The organism is Marinobacter halodurans (genome assembly GCF_004327985.1).
Lineage (GTDB): Bacteria > Pseudomonadota > Gammaproteobacteria > Pseudomonadales > Oleiphilaceae > Marinobacter_A > Marinobacter_A halodurans.
Map to the genome: position 1 here is coordinate 68,136 of NZ_SJDL01000015.1, position 24,649 is coordinate 92,784.

Below are 24,649 nucleotides of genomic sequence, written 5' to 3' on the forward strand. Positions count from 1 at the left end.
CGTGGCTCGCCGGGAATGGTCTGGGCGGTATCCGGTCAGGAATCGCATCGCAGCCGATGCAGTCTTCAAAGCTCGCCCTACGGGTAATCGGAGCGAACCATGCTTGATGTGATGTAGAGCTGCAACGCTACGGTGGAGCGTGTCGATCAGCGCCTGGCCGATAGGAAGACAGGGGTGAATCTCATCGCCGCAAGCGGAGAGTTCGGTTGATCTGCTGGGTGGGGTCGTTCTCCGGGCGCGGGGCTGTTGCTCCACTCCGGCGTCAGGACTGATGCGCGCCGGGACTGTCGCCGCCGGCGCGCTTGTGATCGGAGTATTTAGAGGTTGTGGCGAGTCAGGTTCTTCAGGACAGTCTCGGCATACCAGTCCAGGAAATTGATGACCCCGAACTCATAGGTTTCGGAGTAGGGCCCGGGCTGATAGGCGGTGGAGTTGATGCCCCGCTGGTTCTGTTCGGCCAGTTCCCGGTCCTGCTTGTTGGTCTGGTCCCAGACATAGCGCAGGCGGCTGACGTCATAGTCCACACCCTCGACGGCATCCTTGTGAACCAGCCATTTGGTCGTCACCAGAGTCTTCTGCGCCGATACCGGTTGCACCATGAACACGATCACGTGATCGCTCTGCATGTGGTTCCAGGAGTTGGGGAGGTGGAGAATCCGCATTGAGCCCAGGTTCTGGTTCTGGATGCGTCCCAGCTTCTTGCTACAGGCTGGCTTGCCATCCATGGTCATGACCGCCGTGCCTTCCTTTAACGGCATCCGGACGATCCGGTTCTGCAGGCCGAACTCAACATGCTTGTGGGGGATACCCTCGCGGTCCCATTCTGCGGCCTGGCGTGCGTAATACTCCTTGAACTCGGGGGTTGCCCGGGGGTCGGTGGTATCGTCCCACTCCAGTAGCGTCCGCAGTAACTCGGGATGGGAGCCGGAGCAGTGATAGCATTCCCGGTTGTTCTCGATGACCAGCTTCCAGTTGGCATTCTCTTCGAGTGTCGACTCGGCGGCCACCTTGGCGTTTTCCATGTCGTAGGGATCCATGTAGGAATCCAGTGCCGTCAGGTAGTCGTCGATCTCGGGGGGCTCGCCTTCGGCGAGGCAGACATAGATAAACCCACCGGCAGTCTCGCAATGAGCCGGTTTCAGGCCGAATTCGCTCTTGTCGAAGTTGTCGCCCATTTCCGTGCCGGCATAGAGCAGGTTGCCTTTCAGGTCGTAGGTCCACTGGTGGTAGGGGCAGGTGAGGTTGGCAACCAGCCCTTTATTCGCGGTACAGACGCGCGATCCCCGGTGGCGGCAGACGTTATGGAAGGCCCGCACCTGATTGTCCCGGTCCCGGACGATCAACACCGGATTCTGGCCGATCTCGACGGTCATGTACGCGCCGGGTTTGGGGACCTCGCACGTCATGCCTACGAATAGCCATTCCTTCATGAAGACTTCTTCCATGTCAATGCGGAAGAGGAAGGGGTCGTTATAAAGCGCTTGGGGCAGGGAAAGCTGACGGGAGCGTTCATTCAGCGTATGATCCATATCCCGCCGGGCATCCTCGATATTGCTGTACTTCATGTTGAGCAGGTCGTGTTCGGTCATTGCGGTGTTTCCTCAATCTGGTGGAACTCAGCACGTGCCGTGGTATGCCCCCGGCGCGGGAATGTCGGTAGTCCATTCTCGAATGGAGGTGTCTACGTCAGTTGTCCGTTTACGACATCGTCCGCTATTTATTCGACTCCGTCACGGGGCGGAGGGGAGGGGCGGGGCAGAGGTTGGAGAAGTTGATCAAGTTCATGTCGTAAATGGCTAACCTGAGGGGCCCGGATTTCCCCAAAATGAATTTGCAGCCAACCACGGGTGCCATTCATCGATGTTGGAGATACGATCCATGACCAGTGTTACCGAAGCCACTGATCCCTCTACCCAGTTCCACGCGCTCAACACCCGGGTGTGGGCGAATGGCCGTCACCTGGTCCGATGTGTCCGGGTTATCCAGGAAACATGGGACGTGAAGACGTTCTGCTTTAACGCTGAGCAGTCCATCATGTTCTTCTTTAAGCCGGGACAGTTCGTCACCCTTGAGTTGGACATTGAGGGTGAACAAGTCATGCGTTCCTACACGATCTCAAGTTCGCCCTCTGTGCCTTACAGCTTCTCCATTACCGTGAAGAGGGTGCCGGGCGGCTACGTTTCCAACTGGCTGCACGACAATCTCAAGGAAAATGATGAGCTGGCGGTCCACGGGCCGGTAGGCAACTTCAACTGCATCGATCACTCCTCCGAAAAGGTGCTGCTCCTCTCAGGCGGAGTGGGCATCACGCCCATGATGTCGATGGCGCGATGGTTCTTCGATACCAATGCCGATGTCGATATTACGTTCATTCACAGCGCCCGTACGCCCAAGGACATCATCTTCGGGCGGGAGCTCGAGCACATGTGCTCGCGGGTCCCCAATTTAAATCTCAGCATCATCTGCGAGCGCACCGAGATCGGGCAGGCATGGAATGGCTACCGGGGCTTTTTGGACGAGGCCAAACTGAGAATGGTGGCGCCGGACTTCATGGGGCGGCGAATTTTCTGCTGCGGCCCGACGCCCTATATGCGAGCGGTCAAGAATCTCCTGATCGAGAACGGGTTCGACATGGATTACTACCATGAGGAATCGTTCGGAGCCACACCCGAAGGTGCCAGCCAGGATGCTCTCGAACAGGCCGAGCTCGCAGTCAAGCAGGCCGAGGAAATCAAGGATGCGGATACCTTCACCGTTGATTTCCAGGCGTCCGGCATGAGCATCCAGGTGCTGCCCGGCGAAACCGTTCATGCCGCTGCCAGCCGGCTGGGGCTGAATATTCCGAAGGCCTGCGGTGTTGGAATCTGCGGCACTTGTAAGGTGATGAAGACCTCGGGCGAGGTGGATATCCGGCACAACGGTGGTATCACTGAAGAAGATCTGAGTGAGGGCTATATCCTTTCCTGCTGCAGTACTCCGCTGTCCGATCTGTGTATCGACGGATAGCTGTTGGTTAGACCTTGGTCTAGCCAGCCCCCTCTTGCCTTTTGCGGGCCGTCGGCGTTGTCGACGGTTCTGCAACCCCTGTGTCGCTTTTAGGTCATAAATACCAGTCAATGCGACGCTTTTGAACTGTTGCGTGCTCGTTGCTGGTCGTAATATGTTCGCTAATCCAGCGCGGCAAATCGTCGCATAAGTACCAATACGACTGGCGAAAGCTGGAACAGAAACTGCTAACAAGAATCGAGGCTGAGAGTGCCCAGGCGGCTATACGGACGCCGGCAGCATTCTCATGACTCGCACGAGAGATTCAGGGAGCGCCCCAGGTGTGACTTCGTCATCCGCAGATCCGCCAGGGCGAAAAAAGTGGTTAGTCGACCCGAGCTCCGTTCGGCCCCCGCTGACCAAAGGGACCGTAAGAATGACAGTAATGAGGGGTTAATCGATGAGAGAGAATGCTGTTTCTCAAGAGAAAACAGTTGGTAAAGAACCGTACCGGGTTGGTTTTCTGCTAATCAACAACTTCACTCTGGTTGCCCTGGCGTCGGCGATTGATCCGTTGCGCATGGCTAACCAGTTGACCAGTAAAGAGCTTTATGCATGGCAGCTACTGTCCCGGGATGGCCAAGCGGTGAAAGCCAGCGACGGCATTTCAATCTCTCCGGATGGATCCATTGAAGAACGAAAGGCGTTCGACATTGTCATTGTGGTTGGGGGTGTCGATATCACCCGCAGCTTCGGTTCCAAGGAAGTGCACTGGCTCCAGGTCCAGGCACAGAAAAAGGTCCTGCTTGGTGCGGTGTGCACCGGCGCCTATGTCCTGGCAAGCGGCGGCTTGCTTGATGGGTACAATTGCAGTGCTCACTGGGAGTGTCTTGCTTCGCTGCAGGAGCGCTTCCCGCGGGTACAATGCACGAACCATCTGTACACGCTTGACAGGGACCGCATGACCTGTACGGGCGGCAGTGTGCCGATGGACATGATGCTCAGCATGATCACGCGCCAGCATGGCAAGGCCCTGGCCAATGCCATCTGCGACATGTTTGTCTGTGACCGGGTGCGTCCGGATAACGAAACCCAGCGCACCCCCCTGCGGCGGCTGCTGGTGACCGCCCAGCCCAAGCTGGCAGAGGTCACCGAACTGATGGATGCCAACATCGAGGAGCCCATCGAGCTTGAGGAACTCGCCAGCTTCGTCGGCATTTCCCGGCGGCAGTTGGAGCGTCTCTTCCTCAAGCACTTCAATTGTACTCCCTCACGTTACTACCTGAAGTTGCGACTCGACCGGGCGCGGCAACTGCTCAAGCAGACCACGTACTCGATCATCGAAGTCGCTTCCATGTGTGGTTTCGTGTCGGCGCCCCATTTCAGCCGCTGTTACCGCAAGTACATTGGGGTTTCTCCCAAGGAAGAGCGGGCCGCGGTCTGGTCTTTCAAGCGTCTGGAATCCACCGGGGGGGCGGCGGTAGAGGCGTTGCCAAGCTCGTCCAATGCTGCTTTACGGTTGGCGCAGGCTGAACCGTCGTACGGGGCTGTCAGCTTTATGTTCGATCCGTTGCCGTTTGGCGATGCGGTGGCCGCTTCCGGTTGATCGATCGGATCCTGGCTTGATCCAGAAAAGGGGCTTCGGCCCCTTTTTTGTTGGCCGCGATTCTCCCGTCTTGCGTCGCGCTCCGACAAGTAAAGGTCCTGGCTGCCGATTTTGGTGTTCGCACTGTCGCTTCCAGTGAATTTGGCGGCATAGGCCATGGATACACTGCATCTATGGTCAATTAACCAGTCACCGGGGTGCCAACATGAACGCAACCGAATTGCACCAGGATTCCATCGTTATCGATGGTCTCATTATTGCCAAATGGGGCCGTGAACTGTTCGAGGATATGCACAGAGGCCAACTGACGGCCGCCAACTGCACCGTGTCCGTCTGGGAGGATTTCCAGGCCACGGTCGACAACATCGTTGCGGTAAACGAGCTGATCGAGGCCAACAGCGATCTGGTCATGAAAGTCCGTACCACGGCCGATATCCGCAAGGCCAAGGATTTGGGCAAGACCGGCATCATCATGGGGTTCCAGAACGCTCACGCCTTTGAGGATCAGTTGGGTTATATCCAGATTTTCAAGGACCTCGGGGTCGGTGTCGTGCAGATGTGCTACAACACCCAGAACCTCATCGGTACCGGTTGTTACGAGCGCGACGGCGGCCTGTCCGGCTTCGGCCGGGAAGTGGTTGCAGAGATGAACCGCGTCGGCATCATGTGCGATCTGTCCCATGTGGGGAGCAAGACGTCCGAGGAGGTCATCCTCGAGTCGAAAATGCCGGTCTGCTATTCCCACTGCCTGCCCTCCGGCCTCAAGGAGCATCCGCGCAACAAGTCCGATGACGAGCTCCGGTTTATCGCCGAGCGGGGCGGTTTTGTGGGCGTCACCATGTTCACGCCGTTCCTCAAGAGAGGGGCTGACGCCACCATCGACGACTACATCGAGGCCATCGCCTACGTCATCGACATCGTCGGTGAGGACCAGGTGGGGATCGGCACGGACTTTACCCAGGGCCAGGACAAGGCCTTCTTCGACTGGTTGACTCACGACAAGGGCTACGCCCGCAGCCTCACCGAGTTCGGCAAGATCGTGAACCCTGAGGGTATCCGCACTATCGGTGAGTTTCCGAATCTGACTGCAGCGCTGTTGCGCAATGGTTTTTCCGAGGAAGTGACCCGGAAAATCATGGGCGAGAACTGGCTGCGCGTTCTCAACCAGGTCTGGGGGGAATAACCATGGCGACGCACGCTCCCGAAATGCCCATCAACGTCGATGAAGAAACCGGCGTCTGGACGACCGACGCACTGCCCATGCTGTACGTGCCGCGGCATTTCTTCATCAACAACCATCAAGCCATCGAAGAGGAAATCGGCCCCGAGCGTTATGCCGATATTCTCTACAAGGCGGGCTACAAATCCGCCTGGCACTGGTGCGAGAGAGAGGCAGCCCTGCACTGCCTGGAAGGTCGGGCAGTCTTCGATCACTACATGAAACGCCTGTCCCAGCGTGGCTGGGGGCTTTTCACGATCGAGCACATCGACATCGCCCGTGGTGAAGCCCGGGTACGCCTGGACCACTCTGCGTTCGTCTACCACTACGGCAAGGTCGGACGAAAGATCGAGTACATGTTTACCGGCTGGTTTGCCGGCGCCATGGACCAGATCGCACAGGACCTCGGGTACGACGTCCGCACCGAAGCAAAGCAGACACAGAGCGCCGCAGAAGACGGTGTTGAGTACGGGCTGTTTGAAGTAACGCCCAAGCAGACCCTCGAGGCCATCAACTAGAAAGAGGTTCCGGAAGCGGAAGGTGCCACCCTGGGGTTACCCGGTCACAACCTTTGACGACGCCCGCACGCGTAGTTGAAGGGGGCCGCCCCCGGGTGCATCGCCGCGGAGGAAGCAGGTGAGAGACCATGTCCCAATTTGAAGCGCTTTTTCGACCGTTGCAGATCAATCAGTTGACGATCAGGAACCGGGTGGTCAGTACCGCCCACGCCGAGGTGTATGCCACCGACGGCGGGATGACGACGGATCGTTACGTCAAGTATTACGAAGAAAAGGCCAAGGGGGGATGTGGCCTCTGCATCTGTGGTGGCTCCAGCGTCGTCTCGATCGATAGCCCGCAAAGCTGGTGGAGCTCGGTGAACCTGTCGACCGACCGCATCATCCCCCATTTCCAGAACCTGGCGGACGCCGTCCACAAGCACGGCGGCAAGATCATGATCCAGATTACCCACATGGGCCGGCGCTCCCGCTGGGATGGAGAAAACTGGCCCAACCTGTTGTCACCGTCCGGGATCCGTGAGCCGGTGCATCGCGCCACCTGTAAGACCATTGAGGAAGAGGAAATCTGGCGGGTCATCGGCGACTTCGCCCAGGCAGCCCGCCGAGCCAAGGAAGGTGGTCTGGATGGTGTTGAGCTGTCGGCGGTGCACCAGCACCTGATCGACCAGTTCTGGTCACCCCGGGTCAACCGGCGTACCGACGAGTGGGGCGGTACCTTCGAGAACCGGATGCGGTTCGGCATGGAAGTACTGAAAGCCGTGCGGCAAGAGGTGGGGCGTGACTTCGCCGTGGGCCTGCGTATCTGTGGGGACGAGTTCCATCCGGACGGTCTGAACCATGACGACATGAAGCAGATCGCGAAGTATTACAACGACACCGGGCTGCTGGATTTCTTCGGGGTGGTCGGTTCCGGCTGTGACACCCACAACACCCTCGCCAACGTCATTCCCAATATGTCCTTTCCGCCGGAGCCGTTCCTGCACCTGGCGGCCGGCATCAAGGAAGTGGTCGATGTGCCGGTTATCCACGCCCAGAACATCAAGGATCCGAACCAGGCTGAACGGATTCTGCAGGAAGGGTATGTCGACTTTGTTGGCATGACCCGGGCGCACATCGCCGATCCGCACCTGATTGCGAAAATCAAGATGAACCAGGTGGACCAGATCCGGCAATGTGTCGGGGCCAACTATTGCATCGATCGCCAATACCAGGGCCTCGATGTTCTCTGTATCCAGAACGCGGCGACGTCCCGTGAACACCTGGGACTGCCCCACATCATCGAGAAAACCGAAGGACCCGTTCGCAAGGTGCTGGTGATCGGTGGCGGCCCGGGCGGTATGGAAGCGGCACGCGTCGCGGCCGAGCGTGGCCACAATGTCACCCTGGTCGAGAAAGCCGGCGAACTGGGTGGCCAGATCACCCTGGCCGCCAGGGCGCCCCAACGGGACCAGATTGCGGGCATCACCCGCTGGTACGCGCTGGAGCTGGATCGACTCGGAGTGGACCTGCGCTTCAACACCGCCGCGGACGCTTCGGTAGTGCGTGATTTCCAGCCGGACATCTGCATCCTGGCGACCGGCGGTATTCCATTTATGGAACAGAATCCCGAATGGGGACACGACGATGGTCTGGTGGTATCCTCCTGGGACATCCTCAGCGGACAGGTGGAGCCCGGCAAGAATGTGCTGGTCTACGACACCATCTGCGAATTCTCGGGCATGTCGGCTGCGGACTACCTCGCGTCGAAAGGCGCCCAGGTGGAGCTGGTCACCGATGACATCAAGCCTGGCGTCGGCATCGGGGGCACCACGTTCCCAACCTACTACCGCAGCCTGTACGAGCACGAAGTGATCATGAGCTCGGACCTGATTCTGGAGAAAGTCTACGCCGAGGGGGACAAGAAGATCGCTGTCCTGGAGAACGAGTACACCGGCAGCCGCGAGGAACGGGTGGTGGACCAGGTGGTGATCGAGAACGGAACGCGGCCCAACGAAGAGTTGTACTACGCGTTGAAATCGGAATCGATCAACAAGGGGCAGATCGACGTGGAAGCCCTGTACGCCTGCCAGGCGCAGCCGGTCCTGAAAGAAGCGGACAGCGGCATGATCCTGTGGCGTCTGGGGGATTGCGTCTCCCAGCGGAACACGCACGCGGCGATCTATGATGCGCTCCGGCTGTGCAAGGACCTTTAGGAACCTCCCGATTCGGAGGTTCCCTAACCCACGTTCGATCCAGTGAGGTATCCCATGCTTCCTGAATGGCTGCTTCCCGCGTTGGTGATCACCGCGCTCGGCCTGTTCGCGATCGGAGCGCTTCGCCGCATTCTCCTGTGGCGGGCGGGTCGGCCCGAACCGGTCAGTCTGATCGCCGGGCTCATGGCCATGCCGCGCCGCTACCTGGTCGACCTGCACCATGTGGTGGCCCGTGACAAGGTGATGTCCAACACCCACGTCGCCACGGCCGGTGGGTTCGTGCTGTCCATGCTGCTGATCATCCCGGTGCATGTGTTCGGGCTGGATAGCCGCTGGCTCACCATTCCGCTGCTGGCGGCTACCGTCATCATGTTTACCGGCGCCGTCTTCGTCTATCGGCGCCGCCGCAACCCACCGGCCCGCCTGTCAAAGGGACCGTGGATGCGGTTGCCGAAAAGCCTGCTGACGTTCTCGGTATCCTTCTTCCTGCTGACACTGCTGGCATCCGACCTGCTCCCGGAAAACTTCGGCCATTGGGTGCTCACCGGTGTGCTGTTGATCGGCGTTACCCTGGGGCTGGCCGAGTTGCTGTTCGGCATGGGCTGGGGCGGCCCCATGAAGCATGCCTTTGCCGGCGCCCTGCACCTGGCCTTCCATCGCCGCCCGGAACGCTTTGGCGGTGGACGTTCAACCGGCCTCAAACCGGTCGATCTGGACGGCATGCTGGGCGTCGCCAAGCCGTCGGATTTCAAGTGGAACCAGTTGCTGGGCTTTGACGCCTGTGTCCAGTGCGGTCGATGCGAAGCCGTTTGTCCGGCCTTCGCGGCAGGCCAGCCGTTGAACCCGAAGAAGCTGATTCAGGACATGGTGGTGGGTCTCGCCGGCGGAAGCGATGCCCACTATGCCGGCAGCCCGTACCCGGGACGCGACGTGGGGCAGGCCCAGGGCAACCCGCATCAGCCGATCGTCGACGGACTGGTCAGTGCCGAGACGCTCTGGTCCTGCACGACCTGCCGGGCCTGTGTCGAGGAATGCCCGATGATGATCGAGCATGTCGATGCCATCGTCGATATGCGCCGACACCTGACGCTGGAACGCGGCGAAACACCGAACAAGGGCGCCGAGGTCCTCGACAACCTGATCGCCACCGACAATCCCGGCGGCTACGAGCCCAACAGCCGGATGAACTGGGCGGCCGACCTGGCGTTGCCGTTGATGGCCGACAAACAGGAAGCCGAGGTGCTGTTCTGGGTGAGCGACGGCTGCTTCGACATGCGCAGTCAAAGGATCCTGCGTGCCTTCGTGAAGATCCTGAAAGCGGCCAACGTGGATTTTGCGGTGCTCGGTAACGAAGAGTGTGATTCCGGAGACGTGGCCCGACGCCTCGGTGACGATGCCACCTTCCAGACCCTGGCCCGGCACAATATTGCGACGCTGAGCAAATACCGTTTTACACGGATCGTGACCACCGACCCCCACGCGTTCCACGTGCTCAAGAACGAGTACGGCGACTTCGGCGGCCACTACGACGTAATGCACCACAGCACGTTCATCAACGAACTGGTCGAACAGGGCCGCATTAACCTGGACCGGTTCAAGGGCGGCACCGTCACCTATCACGACCCCTGTTATCTCGGGCGTTACAACGGTGAATACGAGTCCCCCCGTGCGTTGCTGGCAGCGCTGGGCATCCAGGTCAGCGAAATGGAGCGTTCGGGTTACCGTTCACGCTGCTGCGGCGGCGGTGGCGGTGCCCCGATTACAGACATTCCGGGTGAACACCGTATTGCCGACATGCGGGTTGATGATGCTCGCAAGGTAGAGGCGGAGACCATTGCTGTGGCTTGCCAGCAGTGCACGGCCATGCTCGAAGGGGTGGTCGAACCCCGGCCCGAGATCCGGGACCTGGCAGAACTGGTTGCGGACGGTCTGGTCGTGGACGCGACGCCGGCTTCGACGGCGACGGCCGGGCCGTCCCTGGCTGAGGAGGTGCACTGATGAGCGAAGCTCCAAGACGTGATCCCCGAGCGGAATGGATCCTGCGTAACCGCCTGCATCCGGAGCACGACGTGCTGGTGGCGGCGCACAGCGGGCCGACACGTGGTCCAACCGGTCTGTTGCGAAAGAATCCGCATGCGGTGGGCTTCATCGGCCCCCAGGGCATCAAGCGTATTGATCGCAGCGCGGGCCTGTCCGGCGGCGCTTCGGGCCTGTCGTCGGGTGCCCGGGGCCGTTCCGCCAGTACCGAGGTGGAACTGCCGCTGCACCGGGTCGAGCATCCTGATTTCTACGTGGCCGTTGTGGTGGACCTGGTCGCCGGTCGTCTCAGCAGCCACGACAGGGACATCCTCGGACAGGCCCGGATACTGGCCAAGGGGTCCGAAGAGCAGGGCGCCGTGGTGGCGGTTGCCTTGGGTGAAGCCCGCGAGGCCAACTTTGAAGCTGCCGGTGCCGACCGGTTGGTCTCCCTGACCGAACTCCAGGGGCAGTCGCTTTCCGGCTACTGCCCGGAGCATAAACTGGCGGTGCTGGAAGCCGTTGAAGCCGAATTGTCACCGCGCTTCTGGCTGTTCCCGGATTCGATCCACGGCGGCGCCGATCTGGGCTCGCGCCTGGCGGCCCGGTTGGGCGAGCGGCCTGCGGTCCACGCCTGGAAGGTGGATGCACAGCAGACGGTGTGTCGTGGCGGCAGCCAACTGACGGACTGGCATCGTCCCACGGCGCGGGTCCTGCTGCTGGCCGAGGAATGTGCCTTGCCCGTCGACGAAACACGGCACGAAGCCAGGCCGATAGAGCTGGCGTCGATTCCTGAGGTCAGTGCGCTGATCGAGGATCTCGGCCAGGTGGACGTGGATCCGAGCAAGATCGCGCTCGGTGAAGCCGAGTTTATCCTGTCCGCAGGCAACGGTATCCGGGACTGGGATCAATTCCACGCAGTTGCAACAGCGCTGGGCGCCACCGAAGGGGCCAGCCGGGTGGCGGTAGACGATGGTCATATGCCCCGCAACCGACAGGTGGGGGCCACCGGGACCTGGGTGACTGCCCGGGTGTACGTGGCCATCGGGATCTCCGGCGCCATCCAGCATCTACAGGGGATCGGTCAATGCGACAAGGTTGTCGCCATCAACCTCGACGACAGTTGCGACATGATCAAACGGGCCGACCTCAGCGTCATCGGGGATAGCCAGGCCATTCTCGGGGAACTGCTACGCCTGGCCGAAGCCCGCCAGGGCGGTACCGGAGACGCAGCCATTGATTTGACAGAGGAGGCGCGCCATGTGGCCTGATTCCGACCTGAAAGTAGCCTCCCTGGTGTCCAACGGGCAACACCCCAAGTCGGGCCGTTCCCGCCGGGCCAGCCAGGATGCTCGCGCGGTTGAACTGGCTCTCAAAATGACCGGCCGGGCGGCCAGGGTCATCCACGTCGGGACCGGCCACCGTGACAGCGGTCTGGGCCAGTACCTGGGGATGGGCCTGCCGGAAATCACGCTGCTTAACGCCGATGAAAATGCCGATGCCGTACCGGTGCTCGTTGACCACCTGAAAGGGACGGATTTGGACATCGTCCTGACGGGCATCCATGCAGAGCAGGGCGAGGCATCGGGCATGGTGCCGTACCTGCTGGCCGAGCACCTGGGGTGGCCGCTGGTGTCGCACATCGCCGACATCCAGAAGGTGGAAGGTGGCAAGGCGGAGGTCCTGCAAGCCCTGCCTCGCGGTCAGCGCCGGCTGTTGAGGGTTCCACTGCCGTTCATCGCAACGGTCGACAACGCGGCCGCCGAGGCCCGGCAGTATGCCTTTGGAGCGGCCCGGCGCGGTAAGCTGGTCGACGAAGTCATCGATGCCCCGGTTGACCAGGCCCGTCTGGAATGGGAGTCCCACCCGGCCAAACCCCGACCCAAGCGCCTGCACGTTGCAAAGGCCAAATCCGCGGCCGATCGCTTCAAGGCGGCTACGGCCAAGCCCCAGGGGCAGGGCGGTTCCGTTCTCAGGGATGGAACAGACTTGGAAAAAGCAACGGCCATCATGGACCTGCTGATTTCGGAAGGTGTGGTGCGCTAGTGTCCCGTTCAGGCACTCCCGAAGGGCGCACCTCCGGTGCCTGTGGACCGGCGTTGCCAGCCCTTGATGTGTAACCACCACACCGGCGGACTGGCGCCTTGGCCAGAGGCGCCAGCGGTACGCAGTAGGTCAGCGAATTAACAAAACGGGACACTGGATAACGCGCCGCACCCGAAATTTGCAGTTGCCGTTTTAAGACACGCAACCTCCCTTCCATGTCGCAGTTGGGAATCTGTACCGGTCCCCAATTCCATAACATCACTGATACCCGGAACAGATCGGATCAGCTGATGCCCCATAGTCGCTGCGACCCCTAAACTCAGGCCACGCAGGGCTTATTCGAGATGAATTCCGGTTCCACTAGAAGTCAATAATAACGAAGCACTCGGAGAATCCCCCCATGACCGAACGCGCAAAACCTGCGGTCGAAGTCGGCAGTCGCTATGACAACGTCGACTACCAGATCGGGCAGGATAACGTCCAAATTGCCGGATTTGATATCCATAACCCGGTATTTGGTATCAGTGCCGTCCTGATCCTTATCTTTGTTATCGGCACCTTGCTGGCCCCGGAAGCGGCCAATGGCATGTTGCTTGACGCTCGAAACTGGGCCATTGCCCATTTTGACTGGCTGTTCATGGCGGGCGGTAACCTGTTCGTCATCTTCTGTCTTGCATTGATCTTCCTGCCGGTCGGTAAGATTCGCATTGGCGGCGAGAGTGCCAAACCGGAATTTTCCACGATGTCCTGGTTTGCCATGCTGTTCGCCGCGGGCATGGGTATCGGCCTGATGTTCTGGAGCGTGGCTGAACCGGTTGCCTACTATACCGACTGGTATGGTACCCCACTGGGCGTCCAGGCCCTCACACCAGAAGGCAAATCCCTGGCTTTGGGGGCCACGATGTTCCACTGGGGTCTTCATCCTTGGGCGATGTACGGGATTGTCGGTCTGTCCCTGGCCTTCTTTGCCTATAACAAGGGCTTGCCCCTGACCGTGCGTTCGGCGTTCTATCCGATTCTTGGCAGTCGTACCTGGGGGCCCATCGGGGACGCCATTGATATCGTGGCGGTACTGGCCACGATTTTTGGTCTCGCAACGTCACTGGGCCTGGGGGCTCAACAGGCGGCCAGTGGTCTGGCCTATCTGGGCATTGTGGAGAATGGTATCGGAACCCAGATCGCCCTGATCGCGTTCATCACATCGATCGCCATTTTCTCCGTCGTCCGTGGTCTGGAAGGCGGTGTCAAACTGCTCAGCAACATCAACATGATCATCGCCTTCATTCTCCTGGGCGCGGTGATTGCGCTGGGTTCCATTACCGGCTTCTTCTCCAACCTGCTTGAACTGTTCGGCTCATACATCAAGAACATTGGCCCGCTGAGCAACTGGGTCGGGCGTGAGGATGAATCCTGGTTCCACGGCTGGACGGTTTTCTACTGGGCCTGGTGGATTTCCTGGTCGCCGTTTGTCGGCATGTTCATCGCCCGGGTGTCCAAAGGCCGGACCGTGCGTGAATTCATGCTGGCCGTGCTGGTGGTTCCTACGATTGTCTGTGGCGTCTGGGTGACTGCGTTTGGCGGCAATGCCATCGACGAGATCCAGGCCGGCACCGGTGCCTTGGCTCAGGGACTGACGGAAGTCCCCCTGGCGATGTTCCAGATGATGGAAAGCATGCCAATGACATCATTCATCTCGTTCCTGGCTATCGTGCTGGTTATGGTCTTCTTCGTCACGTCTTCGGATTCGGGATCCCTGGTGATCGATGGCATTACGGCCGGCGGTAAGGAAGATGTTCCCGTCGCCCAGCGTGTCTTCTGGGCCACGCTGGAAGGCCTGATTGCAGCCGCGCTCCTGTATGGCGGCGGCTCCGAGGCCCTGAAGGCCCTCCAGGCGGGGGCGGTTACGGCGGGACTGCCGTTTGCCGTCATCCTGATACTGATGTGCATCAGTCTGTACAAGGGACTGGCGGATGACGCCAGAAGACTGAAGTACACCAAGGCCAGGGCCTGATAGACAGGCCAGTAGGGCCGGCCCCAAGGGCTGGCCCTACTGGCTCTTTTCCCTTGACGGAGTTCGGGGCCTTCCCGGAGTCCCGGTTTGAGCGTGCAAGCCAACCGTACCGCTACAGGATGTTAAAAGGCCGAACCTGAAGCGTCTCATCCATAGAACGCTGTGTTCATGATGTTTCGCTACTGCCCCCGCTTTCTTTCCGCTATGTTTAGTAACAGAAGCCACCTTCGTGTTGCTTCCCGGTTTACTCAAGCCCGAGGCTAAACATGAGCAATCTCAGCAATACGGTGACGGCCGACTGCACCGTCGACAGCTCCTGTGACGCAATCGAACTGATGATCCAGCCCAGGGACAGAGACCTTGGCGGCTTTTCCGTGAGACGCGTCCTGCCGACACGGGAACGCCAGATGGTCGGCCCGTGGATCTTTTTTGACCATATGGGGCCGGCCCGTTTTCCTGCGGGATCCGGCATCAATGTGCGCCCCCATCCCCACATCAACCTTGCTACCGTGACGTATCTGTTCGAGGGCGAAATTCTCCACCGGGACTCGCTCGGGAGCGTCCAGCCGATTCGCCCGGGCGACATCAACCTGATGGTGGCCGGCAAGGGGATTGTGCATTCCGAACGTGAGCGGCCGGAAGTCACAGCGACCGACCACCTCTTGCATGGCCTCCAGCTATGGCTGGCTTTGCCTGAGGACAAAGAGGAGGTTGAGCCGGCTTTCCATCATTACCCCAGTGCCGATATCCCGGCATTGAATGTCGGAGGCGTGCCGGTGCGGGTCATCATGGGATCGGCTTTTGGTGCCACATCGCCGGTGAAGATCCTGTCCGATACGTTGTATGTTGAAGCCCACCTGCAGGCGGGGCAGTCGCTACTGTTGCCGGAAGCCAGCGAGCGGGCGGTCTATGTGGCCAGTGGCGCCCTGAAGGCCAAGGAGTCGGTTATTCCCGAACACTCGATGGCGGTATTCGGACCGCAACCGGGTATTGAGGTGACAGCGACGGAAGAATCCCGTATCGCGCTGATCGGCGGCGAGCCCTTTACGCCCGATTCATGGAATGGAATTTCGTCTCCAGCAGTAAAGATCGGTTAGAGCAGGCCAAGTCGGACTGGAAAGCTGGCCGTTTCCCGCTGGTTCCCGGAGACGAGGAAGAGTTCATTCCACTGCCGGGAACATGAAGCCGCTTCCTTTGGTTCCACCTGTCAGTGCGAGAAACCGCCAGGCATGTGGAGCCTCAACCGGAGAGGCAGGCCATGCAGTTTGAACATGTGGTACAGGTCAACGATCTCACTGACGACAACATTCCCAACATCACCCGGGCACAGCTCTGGGACGGCATTGCCCTGAGGGCAACCGAGCCCCATCGCTTCCTGATCGGCTTGGACGAGTTCGACCTCGAATGGCAGTCCAAAGACCAGCTCAAACGGCGGCTGGAATTGCCCGGGGTCGTGGTGCACGACGTGGTCACCTTCGACGAGCCGCATAGCGTGCAGTACGACATCATTCCGACGGTTGAAGTCGCCGGGGGCAGCCTGACGATGACCATCGAGGAGCCGGAACCCGACGCCCTGTTCGTGCGCTTTCGCTACTGGGCCCGGTATGTGGAGGATATGGGCGAAGAGCTGCCTTATGATCTGTTCGTCCAACAGGCCTATATCGCCACGGATATCGACACGATCCGGATCATCCGGGACCGCGTGACGCTCAATTAGGCGGTGGCTAATCAGGCGCCAGACAGGGCTCCGCAATTGTTACCGGGTGTTCTCGGGAACCTGGAAGTCCACGTCGTCCAGGGATTCCGACAGGAAGTCCAGGAAGGCCCTGATGGCGGGCAGCAGTCCCCGGCGTGTTGCCGGGGTCGTCACGGATGTTTGCGTTGCATTCCTGACGCTGTCTGCCTATGCCAGTGCCGGGCGCATCGTCACTGCGTTCGCTCTTTGCAAATGCCAGAAACCTAAGGAGAAGACGATGAGCCTCAAACTCCAGATCATCATCTGCAGCACCCGACCGGGCCGCGTGGGGCCTGCCGTCGCCAACTGGTTCCACGGGTTTGCGCAAAGCCAGGGCCTGTTTGACTGCGAACTGGTCGACCTGGCCGATTTCCAGTTGCCGGTCTACGATGAGCCGAACCACCCCCGCATGCAGAAATACGAACACGACCATACCAAGGCCTGGTCCCGAAGTGTCGCCAAGGCCGACGCCTATATTTTCGTCCTCCCTGAATACAACTTCTGTCCGCCGCCATCTTTCACAAACGCCCTGGATTACGTCTACTCGGAATGGAATTACAAACCCGCAGGATTTGTCAGCTACGGTGGTGTTTCCGGCGGGTTGCGGTCAGCCCAACTGGCCAAGCAATGGGTGACGGCAGTCAAGATGATGCCGATGTTTGAAGGGGTAACGGTTCAAATGCCCTGGACGCTGATCGGCGAGGACGGCCGGTTCCAGGCCAACGAACACCACGAGGATTCGGGCGAGGCCCTGCTCAAGGAGCTTCTGAAATGGGCGGAAGCGATGAAGCCGATGCGCAGTCGCTGATCGTCGCGCGCATGGCCCCATAAGCCTATAGCCAATTGCCCGATACTGCCCCGCGATGACGCTGGACGGTATCGGGCGGAAATGAACCTTATTCCACTTTGCCGCCGCCCGGCGCAACCAGGTACCACTCGGAGCCAAAGCCGTGTACATCCTGACCGTTTACATCGCCGGGTTTGGAATCCTTGACGAAGTAGTACAGCGGCCAGCCACCATATGTCACCTGCGTTGTGCCGTCGGCTCGCTGGACCGTCGAGATAGCGCCCGAATCGACGTCACCCATCGCTTTGGGATTGCCATCCGTTAGCAGCGGCGGCCAGGCGCCTGCACAGGCGTCTTTGCAGTGACTGGTCCCATCTTCATCCGCCTCGAACAGATAGAGGCTGCGTCCTTCACCATCCACCAGGTAGGTGCCCAACTGATCGTTGACGCTGGTATTGAGAGTGGGGGAATCTGCCAGGGCAGCACCGGACAGGGTGAGGAACCCACCCAGGCCCAGAATAAGCAGGGGGTTTTGATTCACTTTCATATGCCCTCCGAGAACAATGAAGTGACTTTTTCACGGTAGCACCGCATCCGGACCGTTACCAGTATAGGGGCCGTCTGGAGTGCGGTGCCATCCTCCGTAGGGGTATCTGCCAGGAAGCACAGCACCATAGCGGGATCCGGCGCACTTCCAGGTTCGGGTTACGCACCTGCTTGATGTCGATGCCAATCAAGCCAGACGGACACCGACATGCCCAGATCAGGTGTATCAGCCTGTTTTGCACTCGGCCCGGTTGCTATTGGGAGGGCGGCGTATGAACCTGAACGTGAACAATACCTGATTGCGACACCGTTGATCGCTGATTACCGGAGGGGGGGGTGGCCCTGCACGGTTATCGCTACGACTGAAACGGCCGTCAAAGCAAGGAGGACAAGCGGCATGCGTCTTATGCTATGCGGGGATGTCATGACCGGTCGGGGGATCGACCAGATCATGCCTCAATCCGTCGATCCGGTCCTGTTCGAGTCTTTCGTGCGATCGGCCCAGGATTACATCACCCTGGCGGAACAGCGTCATGGCCCCATTCCCCGTCAGGTCGGTCCTGAATACATCTGGGGCGATGCGCTGCCATTGATTCGGGAAATGGCCCCCGATGTCCGGATTGCCAACCTGGAAACAGCGGTCACCACGAGCGATGATCGCCAGCCCAAAGGGATCCACTATCGGATGCATCCGGCCAATGTGGCCTGCCTGCAGGCGGCGCAACTGGATATCTGCACCCTGGCCAATAACCATGTCCTGGATTGGGGGGAAGGCGGGCTGGTGGAGACACTGGCCGTCCTGCGGGACGCTGGCATCGGGACCGCGGGGGCAGGCAGGGATCTCGGCGAAGCATCGGCGCCAACCGTGCGGCCCGCTGGCCGGGGGCGGGTACTGGTCTGTGCCGGCGGCCATGACAGCAGTGGCATTGATCCCGCCTGGGCTGCCGGTTCCCATCAGCCCGGAGTCTGTTTACTTCGTGATTATTCGCCACGAACCACAGCGGACGTCAGGCGGGCTATCCAAGCGCGGCGTCGGGAAGACGATGTGGTCGTCTTTTCAGTCCACTGGGGCGGGAATTGGGGATACTCGGTGCCGGAAGCGCATCGGGCATTCGCTCACAGGCTGATCGATGAAGCCTGCGCGGATATCGTCTTCGGCCATTCCTCCCATCACCCCATGGGCGTCGAGATCTATCGCAATAAGCTGATTCTCTATGGCTGCGGGGACCTGATCAATGATTACGAGGGCATTTCGGGATACGAGGCCTTTCGTCCCAATCTGCGAGTCATCTATTTTCCCGAGCTTGATGAGCGTGGCGACCTTCAGCGTCTTGATATGGCCGTACTGGAAACCGGTGGCTTCACGCTGCATCGCCCGGCGGAGGGGCATGTGGACTGGCTGGGCGATCGGCTGGCCGTTGCCAGTCGGGCCTTTGGGCCGGTCAGTATCCGAAACAGCGGCAATGGCATGCTTGAACTGACTGGATAGGGCAACGCGAACCGTGTTTCCGGCGCCACCCATCTGTTCGAGGAGCCGGGCAAGGTCGAACAGGTGAGTGAACAGGCCGGCGCCTGGTCGCCGATAATGGTGAGCGTTTGATCGGCGATGAATGGCCGGATGTCTATCATAACCCGGAATGCCTTAGGCGGCTGGCGCAAGGCGATTCGGGGCGCACTTCCTGCCTACTTCCTTCCAACCCATAAAAAAGTGGAGAGTCTTCAGGCGGTTATCAATGGCGACGGAAGCGTGGTAGTTTTAACGCAGGATATTGTCTGCGGACATCACAAAACCTGAAACGGGCGAGTAGACCTTATGAATGTGATCATCATTGGTGCGGGCATCATGGGAACCACGTTTGCCACCCTGGCAAAGGAGCTGGCACCCGAACTGGATGTCACGATCCTGGAAAGGCTGGACGGTCCCGGTGGTGGAAACTCCTGGATTTTCAACAATGCAGGCACGGGACATGAAGCCAATTGTGAGCTCAACTACACCCCCGTGGATGAAGAGGTCATCTCGGTCGAAAAAGCCCTGAAGATCCACGCCCAGTTCAACGTGGCGAAACAGTTCTGGGCGTACCTGATCAAGAAGGGCGCCATCAAGGATCCCAGGTCGTTCATCAACCAAACCAAACACTGCACGATAGTGCCCGAACCGGCCATCGACGAACTGCGACTGCGTTTCAAGGAAATGTCCGCCCATCATTTCTTCGAGCAGATGCAGTATTCCGAGGATTTTGACGAAATAAAACGCTGGATTCCTTACTTGATGGAGGGAAGGCCCCAGCAGCAGAAAATGGCGGCCACCGTTATCGAAACCGGCACCGACGTCAATTTCGGGGCCCTGACGGAACAAATGGCAACCTACGCCACCGAGCATCTTGGCGTAAAAATCGAATACGGCACCCACGTCAAGCGCGTGCATCGCAGCCCATCCGGAAGTTGGCTGGTGGAGACGGAGCAGGGTGGTCAGTCGGTTCGGCACAAGGCCGACGTCCTCTTCGTCGGTGCCGGTGGTGGCGCATTTCCCATCCTCAAGAAAAGCCACTTGCCGTTCGGCAGTCGATTTACCGGTTTTCCCGTAGGCGGGCGATTCCTGCAGGCGCCGATCACGAAGGAACAAGCGGCCCGTTACCGCGCCAAGACCTATGGCAAAGCGAAAGTGGGCGCTCCTCCGATGTCCGTGCCGCATCTGGATCTGCGGGTGGCGGATGGCCAATACTACTTGCTGTTCGGTCCGTTCGCGTCTTTCAAGCCGGTACTTGAGAAAGGCCGCGGGTTCCTCGATTACCTCGCCTCGATGCGCCTGCATGACATTCCCGGGTTGCTCAACGTCGCCATCGAGCATTTCCCGCTGGTGAAGTATCTCGTGTCAGAGACCTTTAAGGGCGAGAAAAGCATGCTTGAAGAGCTGGAAGAGTTCGCGCCCGGCATGAGTAAGAAGTTCCAGTGGAAGCAGCTTATAGCTGGCCAGCGCGTGCAGATTATCCGGGACGGCGATTTGCAGATGGGCACGGAGATCCTTGTGTCCAGCGACAAAACCTATGGCACGTTACTCGGGGCATCGCCCGGCGCCTCGGTATCGCCCGAAGTGATGCTGCGCTGCCTCGAGCAATTGCTGCCCGCCCTCTTCAAGAAAGAGGCGGCCCAGGCGAAACTGAAAGAGATGTTTCCCGAGGACGACCTGGAGACGCTGATCAATCAGCCCGATCGTTACCGTGAAATTCGGGATGCCGTTAACGGGACGTTGGGGATCAAACGGACCATGGCGGAATAAAGCCGAGGGCTTTAGTTAGCAAGATCACGCCTGAGTGGCTCCGTGGATCGGGCCGCTCCCTGGGAGCGTGTAGTAAGCCCAGCGCCTCTCTCCATGCCGTTCCAACCGTACGTCTCGTAGCAGTTTTTTCAGTAGGTAGGCGGCACGGTTGTGGGAGGCGTCCATTACCCTCTAGGCCGAAGAGTTATCCAGTCGGCCTTGCTTGTGAACATCGTCCAGCAGCAGTTGTTCATCGTGTTCGGTTGGCTTTACGCCGGGAGAGGAGGCCGCTTGTGAAGAAATCTGGCGGTCGGCGCCGAGAGTGATGAAATGCAGAAAAATCCAGACATTCCGGCAAAGTCGCCCCTTGATTGTGAATTGCTCCGAAGGTCACGGCCCTGTCTATGCGAAGCGGGCGGGAGCTTGACCCTCTGCAGATTTGGGTCCACATTGATTAATTATTGAACGCCCAGGTTGGCAACGGAGGCTTCCTGTCATGGGCTCATGGAATATCTCTTCCCCTCAAGCGAGCAATGGTGAGCGAGTCGCTGCTCCACCATACCCACCACCCGAGAGCGTTCGTGTCTTTAAGGGCGTACTCATGCTTTGTTCGCTCATTTCCTAGGAGCGACACATGTCAAACGAAACCGTCTTCAAGTTTGTTTCTTTGCGGGCCCCGGTCCCAGCAAGTTCCGGAGTTGAAGAGTCATCCATGCCCATTCCCGCGCCTGAAGGCTCAACAGAACCGTTGGAAAAGCTTGTGAGTGCGGCGGACCAGAAGCTTCCATTTCGTGATCGTCTTCGCAACGCGTCTGATGCCTTTATCGGGCAGGGGGCTTACTTTCTTTATCGACTGGATAGCGCACCGCGTACGTGGCTGACCGATGTTGAAAGTTTGGTTCGGGATAAAACCGTAGCTGCGGACGAATTCAAGAATCGGGCCGATGCGTTACTGGAGCAGCTAGCCACTCCTAATGACAGTTTTCCGGAAGGGTGGAGCAGTGCTCCATTGGTGAACCAGGTATGGAGCAGTTACTGCGCAAGTTTGTTTGCCAGTCGTGATTATGGGCGCCAAAGTCGAGCCTTACTGCAAATTATTCGTCTGATTTACGGTGTTGAACGTGCCTCCGATCCAGGGTTCAGCATAGCGGAACTCGACCTGGGAGCACGGAGAGCTGCCATTCCTGCCGGATTAACGGATGCCAATACGAAGCAGGCTTCCAGTGCACATCTTGCTTCCGGCATAGATGACTCGCCGCCGGTCTCAGGCCAGCCTTCTGTATCCACCAACAGTCACGTCCAGGCAGCGGAAGAGGTGCGAGAGCTTGTCGAAGCGCTTGGTGCGGTCCGGACGGCCGTAAAGGCTCGTAGGAGACGATTGGTGGAATCCACGCAACGCGCGTTTGCAGACGAGGGCCAGCAACTACGAGAGGAGGCGATCGAAGAGAGGGGCCAGAAAACCAAGTCTAAAACGGTTATTGGCTTAACCCACGTGGTCAGGGGGGCGGCATCAACCAAGGTGCACGAGTTAGCTGAAGATGACATCAAGGACCCAGCGGTACGGGAGATCCTTCGCCGTTTCAGGCTGGATGTGAACGGTGATGCACTGGTCTTGATGAGCCTGCTGAATGAACTCATCACCAGCAAGATGTCTGAGGCTGCACACCATAACACGCGCGAAGCCATTGCCTGGGAAAAAGGCGCGTTTGTCCGCATTCGCCGAAAGGTAAGACAGCTCAAGCAGGAGTGATTCATGCCCACTCTAAAGCCGTTTGGTATCGGAGACCTGATTGTCCTCAAAAAGCGCCTTGAGCGTTATCAGCCGGGCGAGATTGCCCACATTGAAAACGTCATGGGGAAAGAGCACCGCAAGAGGAATCACCGACAACTCCACCAGATCGAAACTCGCAGGCTCGAGGAGACAGAAGTCGAAGAAGAGTCTCGCCACGATCTGGAAACGACAGAGCGCTTTGAGCTGGAAAACGAGATCAAACAGGAGGTTAAGACCCAGGAGAAGTTTTCTGCGGGGCTTGAGGTGTCCGGTGGGTTTGGCCCGGTTCAGGTCTCTGCCTATGCCAAGTACGATCGGGATACATCCGAGACAGAATCGGAGCGCGCGGCCCAGAAGTATTCCAAGGAGATTACTGAAAAGGCCATGGAGCGAATCAAAGAGCGGGCCAGGACAGAGCGGGAAGACATCGAGCGCATAGAAACCGAAGAAATCAATGAACATAAATTCGAGAACGACAGCCCCGACCACGTCGTTGGCGTGTATCGATGGGTGGACAAGTACTATCGAGTGAAGCCGGTCAATTACGGTAAGCGTCTCTTCTACGAAGTGGTGATACCAGAGCCTGCCCGCATGTTCCTGTTTGCCAGGACATGGAGCCTGGAAAATCGTGCTATTCCCGAAAAGCCTGCCGAGCCCAGGGTTCCCACATTCGAGATAGGTGGGGTGGAATTCTGGTTTGACGGAAGCAGGCTTCGCACTGGCGATCCTGGCCCATTGCGTCCTAACCAGGTATTGGAAGCCAACTACGGATACCTTGCTAGCATGGTGGGTGCCGATGGGGTCAAGCCTCCGCCTGCGGAGACTGTAGTCGTATCCTATTCTCTCGCCAAGGAGCTGGATCCATCGATAGACTGGATTCTCGATGGAGAGGCGATTCCGCTACCGGATGACTATGAAGCCGTAACCGGTGAATACACGGCCGTCATCAAGGCCTGGAAGAACCATGACTTTCCAGCCGGGGCGACACCTTATGACGCCGGATGGCCCGCCTTTTGCCGGATTCAGATTGGGCAGCGAGCCATTTTGCAGTGGCGGGAGCATGCCATCCTGGGCCCCCCGTGGGAGGATCGTAACTTTACACTGGACCTTAATCGCGAGCGGGGCAGTCTCCCCATCAGTGGTACGGGCAATCGTGTCGGTACATTTGCTTTGAACATCAACGTGATCTGCGAGCGTACGGACGAGGTGTATGCGCGCTGGCAGATGGAAACGTACAGCGCGATCATGGCAGCGCATCGGCGCAGGGTCATGGATTACGAAGACCGTTTGGCCGCCTCGCAGGTGCGTGGAGGTGTAGAGATTCAAGGTGAGAACCCTGCCAAGAACCTGCTTACCATCAAAACCGAGCTGAAGCGGCAGTTCCTGGATCTGTGGATGAACGGTGATCTGGAACTGCCTGTTGCCGTCACCGATGGCGATCCCTCCCACACCCCGCCGAGCCTGCCGGACATGATCGAGCGCAATGTCCTCGACAACGGAGAAATTATCGGGTTCGCGGAAGAAGCCTTTGACTGGGACAATCTCTCGTTTCGCTTACTTCCATACTTTCACGGGCGTAAGGAGAAATGGATTGAGCTTTCCAGTTACACGGACCCGGACCCGGTGTTCGAGAACTTTCTAAAAGCGGGGGCAGCGCTTGTGCGGCTCCCCGTTGTACCCGAATACACCCATGCCGTGCTCTACTACCAGTTGACGGGGCGGATCTGGTCTCGTGATGCCGGCGAAGTCCCCGCATTGCGCGATGTATCTGCGGCGTCGGAGGTGGAGCTGTACAACGCCTATCTCCAGGATGTGGACCCTGAGGTTGAGGAGACTGACGTCCACCGCGAAGTCGAGATCCGGGACGACGACCCGGATACATTCGTCATCAAAGTCCCCACCAGTCTGGTCTGGCTCCAGCAGACCGAAGACTTGAATCCAGAATCGGAGTAGGCGATCCC

General features: G+C 59.1%; 19 protein-coding genes. 17 read left to right on the forward strand and 2 right to left on the reverse strand.

Going from position 1 to position 24,649, the window contains the following annotated elements:
• Positions 1-317: 317 nt before the first annotated feature.
• Complete coding sequence (locus EZI54_RS11265) at positions 318-1,589, reverse strand: aromatic ring-hydroxylating oxygenase subunit alpha (RefSeq protein ID WP_131481987.1); 1,272 nt, start codon at positions 1,587-1,589, stop codon at positions 318-320.
• Between the two features lie 289 nt (positions 1,590-1,878).
• Here EZI54_RS11265 and EZI54_RS11270 point away from each other — a divergent pair, with 289 nt between their 5' ends.
• The 13 genes from EZI54_RS11270 to EZI54_RS11325 all read left to right on the forward strand — a co-directional run bounded on the left by EZI54_RS11270 (position 1,879) and on the right by EZI54_RS11325 (position 17,136).
• Positions 1,879-3,006, forward strand: a complete 1,128-nt coding sequence (locus EZI54_RS11270) for an FAD-binding oxidoreductase (RefSeq protein WP_131481988.1) — start codon at positions 1,879-1,881, stop codon at positions 3,004-3,006.
• A 439-nt stretch (positions 3,007-3,445) separates the two neighbouring features.
• A complete protein-coding gene (gene gbdR / locus EZI54_RS11275) occupies positions 3,446-4,591 on the forward strand; it encodes a choline metabolism transcriptional regulator GbdR (RefSeq protein WP_131481989.1) in 1,146 nt (381 codons plus the stop codon).
• A gap of 205 nt (positions 4,592-4,796) precedes the next feature.
• Complete coding sequence (locus EZI54_RS11280; protein WP_131481990.1) at positions 4,797-5,774, forward strand: dipeptidase; 978 nt, start codon at positions 4,797-4,799, stop codon at positions 5,772-5,774.
• A gap of 2 nt (positions 5,775-5,776) precedes the next feature.
• Positions 5,777-6,328, forward strand: a complete 552-nt coding sequence (locus EZI54_RS11285) for a 4-vinyl reductase (protein WP_131481991.1) — start codon at positions 5,777-5,779, stop codon at positions 6,326-6,328.
• A 128-nt stretch (positions 6,329-6,456) separates the two neighbouring features.
• Positions 6,457-8,520, forward strand: a complete 2,064-nt coding sequence (dgcA, locus tag EZI54_RS11290) for a dimethylglycine demethylation protein DgcA (RefSeq protein WP_131481992.1) — start codon at positions 6,457-6,459, stop codon at positions 8,518-8,520.
• A 54-nt stretch (positions 8,521-8,574) separates the two neighbouring features.
• Positions 8,575-10,518: a (Fe-S)-binding protein gene (locus EZI54_RS11295; RefSeq protein WP_131481993.1), complete on the forward strand. Its 1,944-nt coding sequence runs from the start codon at positions 8,575-8,577 to the stop codon at positions 10,516-10,518.
• Positions 10,518-11,807, forward strand: coding sequence for an electron transfer flavoprotein subunit alpha (gene etfA, locus EZI54_RS11300; RefSeq protein ID WP_131481994.1), 1,290 nt, complete (start codon positions 10,518-10,520; stop codon positions 11,805-11,807). The genes EZI54_RS11295 and etfA overlap by 1 nt, the downstream gene beginning before the upstream one ends.
• Positions 11,797-12,582: an electron transfer flavoprotein subunit beta gene (gene etfB, locus EZI54_RS11305; protein ID WP_131481995.1), complete on the forward strand. Its 786-nt coding sequence runs from the start codon at positions 11,797-11,799 to the stop codon at positions 12,580-12,582. Before etfA ends, etfB begins: the two co-directional genes overlap by 11 nt.
• Before the next feature lie 400 nt (positions 12,583-12,982).
• Positions 12,983-14,593 (forward strand): BCCT family transporter, encoded by a 1,611-nt coding sequence (locus EZI54_RS11310; RefSeq protein ID WP_131481996.1) that lies wholly within the window; start codon positions 12,983-12,985, stop codon positions 14,591-14,593.
• A 266-nt stretch (positions 14,594-14,859) separates the two neighbouring features.
• Positions 14,860-15,690 (forward strand): pirin family protein, encoded by an 831-nt coding sequence (locus EZI54_RS11315; protein ID WP_278248716.1) that lies wholly within the window; start codon positions 14,860-14,862, stop codon positions 15,688-15,690.
• Complete coding sequence (locus EZI54_RS25280) at positions 15,651-15,776, forward strand: pirin-like C-terminal cupin domain-containing protein (RefSeq protein WP_278248717.1); 126 nt, start codon at positions 15,651-15,653, stop codon at positions 15,774-15,776. The genes EZI54_RS11315 and EZI54_RS25280 overlap by 40 nt, the downstream gene beginning before the upstream one ends.
• Positions 15,777-15,851: 75 nt before the next feature.
• A complete protein-coding gene (locus EZI54_RS11320) occupies positions 15,852-16,310 on the forward strand; it encodes an AtaL-like protein (protein ID WP_131481997.1) in 459 nt (152 codons plus the stop codon).
• A gap of 256 nt (positions 16,311-16,566) precedes the next feature.
• A complete protein-coding gene (locus EZI54_RS11325; RefSeq protein ID WP_131481998.1) occupies positions 16,567-17,136 on the forward strand; it encodes an NADPH-dependent FMN reductase in 570 nt (189 codons plus the stop codon).
• Between the two features lie 88 nt (positions 17,137-17,224).
• Here the strand turns inward: EZI54_RS11325 and EZI54_RS11330 are convergent, their stop codons facing one another.
• On the reverse strand, positions 17,225-17,662 hold the full coding sequence (locus EZI54_RS11330; protein ID WP_131481999.1) for a COG4315 family predicted lipoprotein: 438 nt from the start codon (positions 17,660-17,662) through the stop codon (positions 17,225-17,227).
• A 396-nt stretch (positions 17,663-18,058) separates the two neighbouring features.
• Here EZI54_RS11330 and EZI54_RS11335 point away from each other — a divergent pair, with 396 nt between their 5' ends.
• The 4 genes from EZI54_RS11335 to EZI54_RS11350 all read left to right on the forward strand — a co-directional run bounded on the left by EZI54_RS11335 (position 18,059) and on the right by EZI54_RS11350 (position 24,641).
• Positions 18,059-19,150: a CapA family protein gene (locus EZI54_RS11335; protein ID WP_131482000.1), complete on the forward strand. Its 1,092-nt coding sequence runs from the start codon at positions 18,059-18,061 to the stop codon at positions 19,148-19,150.
• Between the two features lie 324 nt (positions 19,151-19,474).
• Positions 19,475-20,938: a malate:quinone oxidoreductase gene (locus tag EZI54_RS11340; protein ID WP_131482001.1), complete on the forward strand. Its 1,464-nt coding sequence runs from the start codon at positions 19,475-19,477 to the stop codon at positions 20,936-20,938.
• 613 nt (positions 20,939-21,551) lie between these two features.
• Entirely contained in the window at positions 21,552-22,667 is a 1,116-nt protein-coding gene (locus tag EZI54_RS11345; RefSeq protein ID WP_131482002.1) for a hypothetical protein, read from the forward strand.
• A gap of 3 nt (positions 22,668-22,670) precedes the next feature.
• The gene (locus EZI54_RS11350) at positions 22,671-24,641 is read left to right on the forward strand and encodes a hypothetical protein (protein WP_131482003.1); all 1,971 of its coding nucleotides are present in this window, start codon (positions 22,671-22,673) and stop codon (positions 24,639-24,641) included.
• Positions 24,642-24,649 lie beyond the last annotated feature (8 nt).

Bases quoted from the DNA above. Each gene is read 5' to 3' on its own strand.
- etfA (WP_131481994.1), top strand. From the start codon at position 10,518: ATGAGCGAAGCTCCAAGACGTGATCCCCGAGCGGAATGGATCCTGCGT.
- EZI54_RS11330 (WP_131481999.1), bottom strand. From the start codon at position 17,662: ATGAAAGTGAATCAAAACCCCCTGCTTATTCTGGGCCTGGGTGGGTTC.
- EZI54_RS25280 (WP_278248717.1), top strand. From the start codon at position 15,651: ATGGAATGGAATTTCGTCTCCAGCAGTAAAGATCGGTTAGAGCAGGCC.
- EZI54_RS11310 (WP_131481996.1), top strand. From the start codon at position 12,983: ATGACCGAACGCGCAAAACCTGCGGTCGAAGTCGGCAGTCGCTATGAC.
- dgcA (WP_131481992.1), top strand. From the start codon at position 6,457: ATGTCCCAATTTGAAGCGCTTTTTCGACCGTTGCAGATCAATCAGTTG.
- etfB (WP_131481995.1), top strand. From the start codon at position 11,797: ATGTGGCCTGATTCCGACCTGAAAGTAGCCTCCCTGGTGTCCAACGGG.
- EZI54_RS11320 (WP_131481997.1), top strand. From the start codon at position 15,852: ATGCAGTTTGAACATGTGGTACAGGTCAACGATCTCACTGACGACAAC.
- EZI54_RS11325 (WP_131481998.1), top strand. From the start codon at position 16,567: ATGAGCCTCAAACTCCAGATCATCATCTGCAGCACCCGACCGGGCCGC.
- EZI54_RS11315 (WP_278248716.1), top strand. From the start codon at position 14,860: ATGAGCAATCTCAGCAATACGGTGACGGCCGACTGCACCGTCGACAGC.
- gbdR (WP_131481989.1), top strand. From the start codon at position 3,446: ATGAGAGAGAATGCTGTTTCTCAAGAGAAAACAGTTGGTAAAGAACCG.
- EZI54_RS11295 (WP_131481993.1), top strand. From the start codon at position 8,575: ATGCTTCCTGAATGGCTGCTTCCCGCGTTGGTGATCACCGCGCTCGGC.
- EZI54_RS11340 (WP_131482001.1), top strand. From the start codon at position 19,475: ATGAATGTGATCATCATTGGTGCGGGCATCATGGGAACCACGTTTGCC.
- EZI54_RS11285 (WP_131481991.1), top strand. From the start codon at position 5,777: ATGGCGACGCACGCTCCCGAAATGCCCATCAACGTCGATGAAGAAACC.
- EZI54_RS11350 (WP_131482003.1), top strand. From the start codon at position 22,671: ATGCCCACTCTAAAGCCGTTTGGTATCGGAGACCTGATTGTCCTCAAA.
- EZI54_RS11265 (WP_131481987.1), bottom strand. From the start codon at position 1,589: ATGACCGAACACGACCTGCTCAACATGAAGTACAGCAATATCGAGGAT.
- EZI54_RS11280 (WP_131481990.1), top strand. From the start codon at position 4,797: ATGAACGCAACCGAATTGCACCAGGATTCCATCGTTATCGATGGTCTC.
- EZI54_RS11335 (WP_131482000.1), top strand. From the start codon at position 18,059: ATGCGTCTTATGCTATGCGGGGATGTCATGACCGGTCGGGGGATCGAC.
- EZI54_RS11345 (WP_131482002.1), top strand. From the start codon at position 21,552: ATGTCAAACGAAACCGTCTTCAAGTTTGTTTCTTTGCGGGCCCCGGTC.
- EZI54_RS11270 (WP_131481988.1), top strand. From the start codon at position 1,879: ATGACCAGTGTTACCGAAGCCACTGATCCCTCTACCCAGTTCCACGCG.